The organism is Dietzia sp. DQ12-76 (assembly GCF_014145045.1).
Lineage (GTDB): Bacteria > Actinomycetota > Actinomycetes > Mycobacteriales > Mycobacteriaceae > Dietzia.
In genome coordinates this window covers 1-12,533 of record NZ_JAALDV010000047.1, presented here as the reverse complement: position 1 = coordinate 12,533, position 12,533 = coordinate 1, and the positions used below count along the sequence as shown (strand labels likewise).

The following is a 12,533-nucleotide window of genomic DNA, read 5'->3' as shown; positions in this document are numbered from 1 at the left end:
CGCGGACGCCGGCGAGGGCCCGGCCGACGGCGGCTCCAACCCGGACGGTGCAGACGGCGGCGCCGACGGCACGCAGTAATTGCGCGCACTCTCCCGGTGCGTCGCGTGCAGCGCGGACGAGTTCGCAGCCCGGGTCTGGGGTCAGCGGCCCCTGCTGACCCGGGCGGCCGAACTGCCACGCGACTTCACTGACCTGCTCTCGCCCGCGATGGTCGACGAGATCATCGCCGAACGCGGGGTGCGCACACCCTTCGTGCGAATGGCTCGCGAGGGCACGCTCGTCGACCGGGCGTGTTTCACCCGGTCGGCGGGTTTCGGCGCGCAGATCGCCGATCAGCTCGACCCCGACGGCGTGCTCACGCAGTTCGCCGCCGGGGCGACGATCGTGTTGCAGGGACTGCACCGGTTCTGGCCGCCGATCATCGACTTCGTCCGGGGCATGACCTCGGATGTCGGCCACCCGGTGCAGACCAACGCCTACATCACCCCGCCCGCGAATCGCGGGTTCGATCCGCACTACGACGTCCACGATGTCTTTGTGCTCCAGGTCTCCGGCACCAAGCGGTGGCGCGTGCACGAGCCCGTCCACCGTCATCCGCTCCCCGATCAGCCCTGGACCGACCACCGCGAGGCGATCGCCGAGCGTTCGAGGGACGAGCCGGTGATCGACGCCGTGCTCGAGCCGGGGGACTGCCTCTACCTGCCGCGCGGCTGGGTCCACTCCGCCGAGGCGCAGGGCGACACCTCCATCCACCTCACCGTGGGCGTGGCCCCTCTCACCGGGCACGACATGGCACGGGCCGTGATCGAGGCGCTGGCCTCGGAGGAGGAGTTGCGCGCGTCGCTGCCGTTCGGGCTCGCCCCGGCCGACGCCGCTCGAGCCGAGCCGCACGCCCGCGAGGTGCTCGATGTGCTGGCCCGGCTCATCGCCGAGAAGCAGGATCAGCTCAGCGATCTCACCGGTGACTCGCTGGCGAAGAAGTACCTCGACCTCACCCGACCTGCCGCAATCCGGCCGCTGGCCACCCTCGACGCGGTCGACTCGCTCCACGTCGACACCCCGCTGCGGTGGCGCGACGGGCTGAACGGCTCGATCGACGAGAGTGGGTCGGACACGGTCGTGCTGAGGCTACCGACCAAGTCGATCTCCTTCCCCGCGATCTGCGCCCCGGCCCTGCGTGCGGCGATGACCGGGGATCCCGTGACGGCCGGAGCTCTGCCCGGCCTCGACGAGGCGGACGGACTGGTGGTTCTCCGGCGGCTGCTGCGGGAGGCCGTGCTGGTGGCGTTGTGAGGGCGGTGACCGCGTGACCAGCCCAGCCGACTGGGAACCGTGCAGCGACGCCGCCCTGCGCCGCGGCGACCCCATGGAGGGCTCGGGCTCGCGCGGAATGCGGTGGCTCATGCTCGAGCTCTGCGGCCCCTGGGGGCATTCGGCGTTGCTCGAGTCCCCGAGTCTGCTGCCGCCCGAGCTGGGTCGGCAGATCGCCCAGCGTGTGCAGGCCGCCGACATCCGGGTTGCGGCGATCCGCCGACCCGGCAAGCGACCTGACCAGCGACGGTGGCGATGGGCTATGGCCGACGCCCGGCCCGGGCAGGAATCGCTGCAGTGGGGAGAGGCCTCCGGCCCCGACGGGTATATCGAGATCCCCCTCGACGGCTCCGCCGGCACGCCGAGCGACGAACCGCTGGTGGCTATCTGCGCGCATGGCAAGCACGACCAGTGTTGCGCTGTCCGCGGACGACGAGCCACGTCGCTGATCGCCGAGCGCTACCCAGAGGCGACGTGGGAGTGCTCCCACCTGGGCGGAGACCGCTTTGCGGCCACCATGCTCCTGCTCCCGCACGGGCTCTACTACGGCCACGTCGACCTGGCGGCCGACCCGGCCGACATCGTCACCCGCTACACCGAGGGCCGAGTCGAGCCGCGCTTCCTGCGCGGGAGGAGCAGCTACCCGGCGGCCGTGCAGGTCGCGCAGCATCACGCCCGCGCGGCGTTCGGGGACGACCGCATCGACGCCTTCGCGCCGTTGGATGTCGTCGAGTCGGACGGGCGGGTGGAGGTGACTCTTGAGGGTCCGCGCGGCTCGGTCGAAGTGCGGTTGCGAGAGACTTACTCCGAGCCGATCTTCACGATGTGTCAGGCGCGGTCGGCCGGGCCGGTGAAGGAGCGGGAGTTGGTGGAGATCTTCGGGGGCGAGTAGCGGGCGAGCGGGGTGCCCCATGAGTCAATAGGCCGCCTGTGAAGTTCCCGATTCTCGAATCACAACGAGCACAGTGCATCGCCGAGACCGACCCGTCTATAGTGCGATGGATTGTTGGGTTCAACGTGTGGAGTGCGTGACTTGCCTCGAACACCTGCCTCCTCAAACGCCGATGTTGCGGACTGCAGAGCACGCCTGAACTGCGGAGATGACATAACCCAACATTATCGGCGGACGCAGTCTCAGTAGTACTCGCGGACGTAGGAGTACGCCTTGTCGAAGACGTCAGCATCGCGGATCTTGAACTTGATGTAGAGCGTCCGCCGAAGCGCCTTCTGGACCTCCCGCTCTCCTTCGTGCGTGCCCTGCCAACCGGTGAACCTCGTAGCGCGCACGACTTCGTCGATCTCGTGGACGACGTTTTCGACGATGATCGGAGTCTCTTCGGTCTTGACCGCCTCGAATAGCTCGGTGAGAGCGGCTTTGCCCAGTTCCTCGGGAGGTAGTTCCTCGATCTCGTTCTCCGCCGCCACGGTGTCCTTGGCCAGCTCGAGGAGCTCACGCAGGAAGTCGAGATTCGCCTGCTGGAGGTCGGAGTACTTCTCACGCAAGGCGTTGAGCCGCTTGCCGAGCGCGACGAACTTCGGGTTGCCCCGATGCTTTGCGATTCGGGCGGTGATGGCCTTCGCGATCTCCTCGGCGTCGATGTCGCTTCTGTGTCCGCTGAGGTAGTCCTCGATGGTGTCGGCGTTGAGGACAATCGTCTCGGTCTTTGCCGGGATCTCGACCTGGATGTTGGAGTTGATGATCTCGAGAGTCTTTGGCCCGAGCGCGATCCACCGCAGCCGGCCAGTGTTGTCTGGCGGTTTCACCGACCGATAGACATCGGTGAGCCACACGAAGTCCGCACGGTAGGGGTTCACCACCGGACGAGGGCTCAGGGCCTCGAATAGTTGCGACACGACGCTGTAGGCGCCCGCGAACTCGTCTTTTGTCTCATCGTCGGCGATGGCCTGCTGCGCCGCGATGAGGCCCTCATATCCGTGGATAGTGCGGTCCACACCGGGGAAGAACCTAAGGGCGTCACGCATGGCCGGTTCGAGCTGGCCTTCGAGCTCGTCGAGATTGGTGATGACCCGCCGGACACTCTTCTCATCGAAGTCTAGTGACTTCATCGTGTCGTCGAAGACACCGAGATAGTCGACGATGAGACCGTGTGTCTTCCGCGGCGGATACACGCGGTTCGTGCGACAGATGGCCTGGAGCAGCGTGTGCTCCTTAAGTGTCTTGTCCAAGTACTGGCAGTACAGGATCGGCGCGTCGAACCCGGTGAGCAGCTTAGCGGTGACGATCAGAATCTTAAGTGGGTCGGACGGATCGTTGAACCGGTCGACGATCACCTTCTGCTCGTCCGGAGTCGGCTCCCACTTGGCCCACTCGAGCTTGCTGTCCCGGCTCTTGGACATCACGATCGTCGAGATATCAGGGTCGAGAATCTTGTCGAGCGCGGTCTTGTAGGCCACGCACGCTTCCTTGTCATAGGCCACGACCTGGGCCTTAAACCCCTCCGGCTCCACCTTAGTAGTGAAATGCTCCGCGATGTCCTCGGCGATCATCTGGATGCGGTTCGGGGCCTTGATGAGCCGCTCGATGCTCGCGGCCCGCTTGGACAGGTCTGCACGCTCCTTCTCCGACAGATCCTCTGAGTCGGCCAGCTCGTCGAACGCGACGTCGATGGCCTCCTGGTCGATCTTCATCGACGAGGGACGGACCTCGAAATGCAGCGGCAGGGTCGCACCGTCCCGGATCGAATCCTGGAACGAGTACTTCGAGAGGTAGCCGCCCTCATCGCCCGGGTAGCCGAACAGTGCGAAAGTGTTGCGGTCCCTCTTGTTGATCGGCGTACCGGTCAAGCCAAACCGGAAGGCGTTGGGCAGCGCCGTCCGCAGCCGGGCACCGAGCTGACCCTCCTGTGTTCGGTGTGCCTCGTCGACCAGGGCAATGATGTTGTGCCGGTCGTCCCACACATCTGGCGGGACGGCGTCGAGTTTGACCTCCTGGAACTTCTGGATCGTCGTGACGATGATCTTGCGTGCGCCGGCCCGCAGCAGCTCCTGGAGCTCCGCACGGGAGTCGGTGGACACCAGCCCGGCCACATCGGAGGCGTTAAACGTGCCGGTGATCTGGGCGTCGAGGTCGGTGCGGTCGACGATGATCAAGATCGTCGGGTTCTTGGCCTCCGGCATCGCCTTGAGCTTGAGCGAGGCGAACAGCATGAGCAGCGACTTGCCCGACCCCTGGAAGTGCCAGATCAGGCCGGTCTTGACGGTGCCCTCCCGGACCCGCTCCACGATCGCGGTCGCGCCCTGGAACTGCTGGAACCGGGCGATGATCTTGATCTTGCGGTGCTTATTGTCGGTGGCGAACGTGGTGAAGAACCGCAGGAAGTCCAGCACCGAGGCCGGCGTGAGCAGACCGCGCACCCCTTCCTGGACCGCCGCGATCCCAGTCTGCTGTTGACCAGTGGAGGTCTCGTCGCGCCAGGGGCCCCACTTCTCGATTGGCATTCCGACTGAGCCATACCGCAGTTCGTTGCCCTCGGTGGCGAACACCAGCACGTTGGGCACGAAGAACGGTGCGACGGTTTGCTCGTAGTCCTCGTGAATCTGTGCTGCGCCGTCGAGCCAGGACTCTGACGGGCGCGTCGGGTTCTTCGCCTCACCCACGATGAGTGGGAAGCCGTTGCACCACAGCACGACATCGAACCGTTTGCTCACCTGCTTGCGGGCGAAGGTCACTTCGGTGGACACGATCCACTCGTTCGCCGAGGGGTCGTCGAAGTCGAAGAACTTGATCGAGACGTGCTCGTCGTCCTTGCCCAGTGGCAGTGACCTGTCCCCACGCAGCCACTCCATGAACTCTTCGTTCTGGGTAATCGGGTGGGGGTTCTGCCGGGCCTCTCTGAGGATGACCTCGAGCTGGTACAGAACCTGTTCGGCCTTATCTGGGTCGGCGGCGATGTCCGGGTTCAACCGGGCCAATGCGGCCCGCACAGATTCGGCAAGAAGCACGTCCTTGGTCTCCCGGTCCAGGTCGGCGCCGGGGATGAACGTCGCGCTGAGCTGGGCGACCACGTCCCGGATTAGATCGCGGACGGTACTGGCCTCGCTGAAAACCGGCATCACAAAGCTCCAAACACTGAAGATAGTAGGGATGTTCTAGCCTCTGCCAGGGTTGTAGCCTCTCCCTCAAGGGAGGTTAAAGAATTCTTGAACCTGCTGACTTCTTTCAGGAATTCGTCCTGTGTATCGATACTTGGAACTCGAAGGGTGTGGGATCGGATGTCTTTCCCGTTCACCTTCCATGTTCCATTAGTCGATTTTGCTTTCTTTACCAGGCTGTTATGTGCCGGTGTGCTGTTCCATTGCGTCACTGCGAAGTCTGGGATAATTTTATCCCTGTCAAACCGCAGCCTGATAAGAAGGTCAGGGAAAATGCACCCACTGGGTAGGTTGCCAGCGGCGATACCGCTTTGGGCAACCAAGCCCCTATTTCCATTTCCCCTTACGACGAATACGTCACCATCCTTTATCGTGTACTTTGCCGCCTTTTTGGGATCGACGTCGACGTACTTGACGGCGTTCTTTGGACTTAGAATTCCGCTGCGAACGGCACTGATCGATAGGGTTGGGAGTCCTATCTTCTGGTCGTTTGCTCGTGCCGAAAGTCCATTGGTCGGACCTGAAACGAGTAGATTCTCGACTGGTATCTCATTCCAGCCTGAGGAGGCTATCTCCCGATTTACCCAAGTCGAGAGATTCTCTTGTAGAAGATCTGCTAATTCGGCAGCACTTCGTGTGCATTGCTCCAATGCCCAAAGGAGGTCGGAGATGCGCTTCTGCTCGTCCAGGGGCGGCAGGTCGAACTCAAACTTGGCCAAGTCTCGCCAGTTCGTCCGAGGTGAAAGCGACCCAGCCGATGTGCCGACGGCCCTCTCGAAGAAGGGGTCCGACTGCACGATGAAGGGAAGAAGTTCGGGGAGGAGCTTCCCGGCGATCGCCTCGAAGGTGAGGATGTCGCCGGAGCAGATCGCGTCGAACTCGGCATAGGCGACTTTTCGCTGGTAGGCACGACGCTTGCCGAAGAGGGTCTGCCCTGCGGAGACACGTCGGGTGAACGTGGTTCCCGAGTCCAGGGGTCCCCACCGGGTGATCGCCAATTCGCCCGGATCGAGGTGCTCCATCGCGATGACGCGGTCGATGCCATCAGTTTCAGGGTCCGCAGACTTCACATTGGCGTTCGTAACAACGTCGCCGAACTTCACCCGCTGCCAGGTGGACTTGTCCAAGCTGAGCATCATGACTCCACCTCATTAGTCTCGTCGGCCGCGACAGCGGCCCGGAGCATGTCGAGGACAGTGTTGATCGCCTCGTCGGCGGCCTGTGACGCTTCGCGCCATCCGGTGACGGCGTCGGCTAGGTTCACGGCCTCGGAATCGGGATCGCCTACAGTCGCGCCGTTGGTGGCGCTGCCGGACACGTACAGCGGGATTGACAGACTGTAGTCGTTGGCTTTGATCGTGTCGAGGTCCACTACTGCGGCGAACCCCTCGACGTCCGCAAAACCTCGGTAGGCCTCGAGGATCTTTTTCTGATGCGACTCGCGGAGGAACGATTGGGCCTGCTCCCGCGCCACCTCGTTGACTGCGTTGATGAACAGGATCTTGTCTGTGTGGTCCTCCGGCTTGCTGGCACGCAGCGTGATGACCACAGCCTCCATCGGGCTGTTGTAAAACAGGCCCGCGCCCAGGCCGAGCACACATTCGACGAGGCCGGACTTGATGAGTTTCTTCCGCAACGCGGCTTCCTCGCGGCGGAACAGCACACCGTGGGGGAACAGGATCGCCGCTCGCCCGGACTTGGGATCGAGGCTGGCCGCGATGTGCTGGAAGAAGGCGTAGTCGGCGCGGCCCTGCGGTGGGGTGCCCCACGTGTTCCGTCCGTAGGGGTCGGAGGAGAACGCGCCCCTGTTCCAGTTCTTGATGGAGTACGGCGGGTTCGCAAGCACCACGTCGAAACGGTGGAGCTTGCCGTCGGCGTCGAGGAGTTTGGGTTCGGCCAGGGTGTCGCCGTGTTCGATGCGACCGTCGATGATTCCGTGGAGGAATAGGTTCATCCGTGCGATGGCGGAGGTTCCAAAGTTGCGTTCCTGGCCATACAGCCGCAGGTTTCGCCATTCCTTCCGCTGACGTTTGAGTTCGGCGGCAGCGGAGATGAGCATCCCGCCGGTGCCGCAGGTCGGGTCATAGACCGACTCCCCAGATTCCGGTTCCAGCATTTGGGTCATTAGGTGGACCAGGGTGCGGTTGGTGTAGAACTCCTGCGCGGTGTGGCCGGAGTCGTCGGCGAACTTCTTGATCAGGTACTCGTACCCGTTGCCGAGTTCGTCCTCGGGCAGGTTGGTAATGGACAACGTGCGGGAGGAGAAGTGTTCGATCAGCTCGGAGATCGTCGAATCTGGGAGTAAGTTCTTGTTCCCCCAGTCGCCGTCCCCGAAGACGCCCGGCAGGGTGTCTGGGTTTGCATCCTCGATCCTGCGCATAGCGGTGCGCAGGACGGTCCCGATGTTCGTGGTGGCCTGGCGGATATCATCCCAGTGGCAGCCGTCCGGCACGACGAATCGGTGGTTCTCCGGTAGAGCCGCCAATTCCTCGTCACCGTAGTCGGCCATGGCCTCGGCGAACTCCTCGTCATAGACATCGGAGAGCCTCTTGAGGAACACCAGCGGGAAGATGTACTGCTTGTAGTCCCCGGCGTCGATGAGTCCGCGCAGGATGATCGCGGCGTCCCACAGGTAGTTCTCCAGCTCACGTTGGGTGATGCGGGTGCTCATGCCGAAACCTCCTTGGCGATGTGGTCGGGGGACAGACCCCACTTGGCGAGCTGATCTTCTAGTTCGGCGCGGGTCTGGGCAGCCCGCTCTTGCGCCGTTTCCAGTCTCGCCAGGGCATCGGCCAGCGAGACCTCATCGCGGCCCGTGTCGGCCTGGACGTACAGCGGGATGTTGAGGTTGTAGTTGTTGGCCTTGATCTCTTCGATGGTGGCGACCTTGGCGAGGTGCTCTACGTCTTGGTAGTCGCGGTAGGCGGCGAGGATCGTCTCGGCGTGTTCCGGCTCGAACGTGTTCTGGTTCCGGCCCCGCCGGTAGAGCTTCTCGCCATTGATGAACAGCACCTGGTCTCGCTGTTTCTCGTCCTTCTGATTGCGCAGGACGAGGATGCACGCCGCTAGTCCGGTGCCGTAAAAGAGGTTCGGTCCTAGACCGATGACGGCCTCTACCTTCCGAGAGTTCAGGACGTGGGTGCGGATCTTGGCTTCGGCCCCCTGGCGGAACAGTGCGCCCTGCGGGAGGACGACGGCGATCCGGCCCGCATCAGGTGTTGCGGATGTGATCATGTGCTGCACCCACGCCCAGTCCGCGTATCCCGTCGGCGGGACACCGCCGAGCTTGTTGCGTCCCCACTTGTCGTCTGCCCACTGATCGTGGCCCCACTTCTTGAGTGAGAACGGCGGGTTGGCGACGACGCAGTCGAACTGCGCGAGGTGGCTCCCCGTGAAGAAAGCCGGTTCGCGGAGGGTGTCGCCCTTGGCGATATTGAAGTCGTCGATGCCGTGCAAGAGCAGGTTCATCTTGGCGATTGCCGAGGTGGTGAGCACCTTCTCCTGGCCGTACAACTTGCCGAGGAGGGTCTTGGCGTTGCCGCCGGCCTCCTCGACGTGCTTGATGACCTCGATGAGCATGCCGCCGGTGCCGCAGGCCGGGTCGTAGATGCTCTCGCCTTCCTGCGGGTCGAGGATGTTCACCAGCAGCGCCACCACGGAGCGCGGGGTGTAGTACTCACCGGCCTTCTTGTTGGACTGATCGGCGAACCGCTTGATGAGGTACTCGTAGGCGTTGCCGAACACGTCAGGGGCGACTGCGGCGTTTGACAGGGTCTTGGATGAGAAGTGCTCGATGAGGTCTGCGAGTTTGGCGTCGGGCAGCTTCTCCTTGTTAGTCCAACTCGCGGAGCCGAACACCCCGTAGAGGGTGTCGGGGTTGGCGTTCTCGATCTCACGGAACGCCGCCTGGAGCGCCGCGCCTATGTTCTCGGTCCGCTCGCGGACCGCTTCCCAGCTGTGGCCGTCGGGGATGACGAAGCGATGGTTCTCGTCAAACTCGGCGAAATCGAAGTCGCCACCGGACTCTGCGAGCGCCTGAGCGAACTCTTCGGCGTAGACGTCGGAGATCCGCTTGAAGAACATCAGCGGGAAGATGTACGCCTTGAAGTCCGCCTGATCGATGCTCCCTCGGAGCATGTCCGCAGCCCTGGCCAGATAGTTCTCCAATTCGGACAATGAAATGGGCACCGTGGGCTCGGCGTATGACCTGGCTAAGTCCAAGGCTTCGTCTTCGGTCATGGTGGGCGTTACCGTCCTAAGTGATTGGCGGGCGAGGGCATTTGGCACCGCGCTAGCGGGCTGAACGCGGGGGCTGATGAGCCCTAGATAAGAGAGCTTTGTCAGTAACGTATCCGGTGGGTCAGACCCCGATGGAGTCCTGTCCGGCACTTTGCCCTCGTGGGGAAGGTGTCTGTCGTACCTGCCCCACGAGGGTTGGCCGTTATCTCTTAGGTCGCCGTGGCGTCGAGGTTGATGTTGAAGCGGACGGCGTCTAGGAGGCTGGACGAGAGAATCTCGCTCGCCTCAGTGATGGACTGCGCAGCGTTCCGGAATCTTGCGACTTCCGCGAGCGCGGCGACGAGGCGTTGCTGGTCGTCCATCGGCATGAGGGGGATCTCGAGGTCGATGATCTTGGCTCGCTGGATGGTGCCGCCGGCGAGGAACCGGGTGTTCCAGGATCCACTGAGCATGGCCGCCAAGTAGTGGGGGTCCACGACGTCTGGCTTGAGGACGCGAAGCAGTTCGATGACCGGTGACAGCAGGTGCCCACCGTCGTCGTCGACCAGGGCTCGGATGTCGAGCTGTGTGATGACCAGGATGTCTGACGGTCGGGTCAGCTCCATGCCGTCCTCGAGCAGGTCCGCTGTGGGCGGGTCGGGAAGGGTGCGGGTTTTGATTGCCCGTGCTCCCACCATTGCTGCCTTGAGGTCATCGTTGACGTCGCGAGGTGCGCGATGCCGTATGCGCTCGATGACGCCCTCGCGGATGAGGTCCTTGACGGTGAGGATTCGCGAGGGGGCGTCCTGTGCGAATGTGACCTGACCGGACTCTTCGACCAGGACCTGGGTGGCTTCCCGGATCGCTGTGGAGGAGTCGGCGTAGGCGGCGTGCACCTCGTCGACGGAAGGCTCCTCGGTGGCGAGCCAACGCTTCGGGGTCAGCTGAGCGTCATCGTTGATCAGATCGTCCACCGACACCCGGACATGCGGAACTTCTGCCAGGGCGGTGGGGGCTTTCAGCCACTGTGAGACATGCGCTTCGGCGTCTGCGACTTCCGATGCGTCGATGAGTAGCACGTCCGACTGCTCGTTGTTGGGGCGTCGGAGCACCCACAGGGCGAGCTGGATGGAGGTATTGGAGGCCATCCCACCGGGCAGCCCAACGATGGTCTCGACACAGCCCTGACGCAGTAGTTCTGCGCGGATCCGTCCTTCTCCTGCGCCCCGGAAGAGCGCACCGTGGGGGGTGATGACGAACGCGCGTCCAGTGTCAGTGAGGTGTGCGATGGCGTGCTGAAGCCAGGCGGTGTCAGCGTTATGGGCTGGCGGTGCGCCGAAGACGAACCGGGGATCGGTCAGACGGAGGTCGTAGTCTAGTCGCAGGCTGAAGGGGGGTTCGGCGATGACGACATCAGCCCGCAGTTCGGGATCCGGGTCGATATGGAGGGTGTCACCCTGCGTCAGATTGAGCGGCACATTGTGGAGTGCGGCCCGGACCTGTGCGACAGCGAGTGCGCGCTCGTTGATGTCGTGCCCTATATAGCTGTCGAAGCTGCCGGTGTCAGCAAGCTGGATCAGAGCGGACGCGATCCCACAGGCAGGATCGTACACAACCCCGCCTGGATGGTTTGAGGCCACGGATGCCAGCAGTTGGCTGGTGCGTGATCCGATGACGCCAGACCAACTCCCATGTCGGCCTTCGGCCCGGGCGGTGCGCTCGAGGACGAAGTCCACGACCGAGGCCAACTCGGACTCGTCAACGGCATCGATCGATTCACGGAGCTTCTGGATGCGGCTCTGGTCGGAATCCGACGGGAGCCTCAGAGATGACAGTCGGAGTGGCTCGGGGACGTTTTCTCCCAGGGCCCGCTCGGCTGCGAGGGCGACGACGATGTCGGCGGCCTGGTCCGGCGTGTAGATGCCGCGAAGTGTGTTCATCGCGGTCCAGACCTGTGCTTCCGTCGAAATCCGGTCGACGGTGTAGCCCTGCTTCGTGAGCCATGTCTGCACCTGGGACAAGGCGTAGAGCGGCTTGGTCTTGGTGCCGGCGGCCTGTGGCGGGAAGTCGTCGTGGCGGCGGCGCCAGTTGCTCACTGCTGCGCGGGACACCCCGGCGAGGTCAGCGATGTCGCTCGAGGAGACGAGGGACTTTGGGGAGGGGGACGGGCTGCTCATGCTGCACCTTCGGTGTTGGTCTGGTGTGGGGTAAAGGTCACGGTCTGCGAGGCGGCCATCTGCAGTCTCTTGGCCAGTGCGGTCTGGTGTGCCACGACGGTGACCTTGACGCCGTGGCCGCCGAGGGTGGCGACGGTGTCGGTGAAGATCCCATCTCCGGAGACGAGGATGACCTCGTCGAATCGGTCGGCGATGTTCTCGTTATTTAAGACATTCAGTAGGGCGTGGTCTGCGCCGTCGATTCCGGTTCCTACGACGATCCGGGCGGAGCTCCAGACCGGCCAGGTGTGGATCGCTCCTGCCTTGCTCACTCCGACGATGACCTGTTCTTGGCGTTGGAGTCCGAGCGTGGAGTCGAGCATCCTCCGGGCCCATTTCGCTTCGGCGAGGGTCCGGATCGACCCACCGGAGATGTTCTCTATGTCGACCAGTGTCAGGCGCCTTCCTCGTAGTGCCGGTGGGCGCGTCTTGTGGTGATCCGTGCGGGCGGTGGTCTTGGCCGGCTGCAGTTTCTGTGTACTTGTTTTGTTCATGGCTATGACTGTAGACCGCCCGACTGCGTAGCGCAAGTGAAAACCGCAAAACAGTTGAAAAGAATTTCGGGCGTGAACTGGTGCCTGGCGCCTGCGTCGGCGGGCGTCCCGTTGGGGTACACCCTTGCGGGACGATGTGCCGCCAACTATCGCTTGTGACTCTCAGCTTCGATTGGCGGG

8 protein-coding genes and 1 pseudogene are annotated in these 12,533 nt (G+C 63.4%); 3 read left to right on the top strand and 6 right to left on the bottom strand.

Annotated elements, in window-relative coordinates; all coding sequences use genetic code 11:
• The 3 genes and pseudogenes from G6019_RS17185 to G6019_RS02495 all read left to right on the top strand — a co-directional run.
• Nucleotides 1–79 (top strand): annotated as a pseudogene (locus G6019_RS17185) (BatC protein); the annotation flags it as partial.
• Nucleotides 80–1,294 (top strand): cupin domain-containing protein, encoded by a 1,215-nt coding sequence (locus G6019_RS02500; RefSeq protein ID WP_182613598.1) that lies wholly within the window; start codon nt 80–82, stop codon nt 1,292–1,294. It begins immediately after the preceding pseudogene.
• A 97-nt stretch (nt 1,295–1,391) separates the two neighbouring features.
• A complete protein-coding gene (locus G6019_RS02495) occupies nt 1,392–2,204 on the top strand; it encodes a sucrase ferredoxin (RefSeq protein WP_182613604.1) in 813 nt (270 codons plus the stop codon).
• 242 nt (nt 2,205–2,446) lie between these two features.
• On the opposite strand, the gene G6019_RS02490 is transcribed toward G6019_RS02495, so the two are convergent.
• The 6 genes from G6019_RS02490 to G6019_RS02465 form a co-directional block, all read right to left on the bottom strand.
• On the bottom strand, nt 2,447–5,386 hold the full coding sequence (locus tag G6019_RS02490; RefSeq protein WP_182613599.1) for a type I restriction endonuclease subunit R: 2,940 nt from the start codon (nt 5,384–5,386) through the stop codon (nt 2,447–2,449).
• Complete coding sequence (locus tag G6019_RS02485; RefSeq protein ID WP_182613600.1) at nt 5,386–6,564, bottom strand: restriction endonuclease subunit S; 1,179 nt, start codon at nt 6,562–6,564, stop codon at nt 5,386–5,388. The genes G6019_RS02490 and G6019_RS02485 overlap by 1 nt, the downstream gene beginning before the upstream one ends.
• The gene (locus G6019_RS02480) at nt 6,561–8,096 is read right to left on the bottom strand and encodes a type I restriction-modification system subunit M (protein ID WP_182626973.1); all 1,536 of its coding nucleotides are present in this window, start codon (nt 8,094–8,096) and stop codon (nt 6,561–6,563) included. Before G6019_RS02480 ends, G6019_RS02485 begins: the two co-directional genes overlap by 4 nt.
• Nucleotides 8,093–9,664, bottom strand: coding sequence for a type I restriction-modification system subunit M (locus tag G6019_RS02475; RefSeq protein ID WP_182613696.1), 1,572 nt, complete (start codon nt 9,662–9,664; stop codon nt 8,093–8,095). Before G6019_RS02475 ends, G6019_RS02480 begins: the two co-directional genes overlap by 4 nt.
• Before the next feature lie 209 nt (nt 9,665–9,873).
• A complete protein-coding gene (locus G6019_RS02470) occupies nt 9,874–11,820 on the bottom strand; it encodes an N-6 DNA methylase (protein ID WP_182613695.1) in 1,947 nt (648 codons plus the stop codon).
• Nucleotides 11,817–12,353, bottom strand: a complete 537-nt coding sequence (locus G6019_RS02465) for an NYN domain-containing protein (RefSeq protein WP_182613694.1) — start codon at nt 12,351–12,353, stop codon at nt 11,817–11,819. Before G6019_RS02465 ends, G6019_RS02470 begins: the two co-directional genes overlap by 4 nt.
• Nucleotides 12,354–12,533 lie beyond the last annotated feature (180 nt).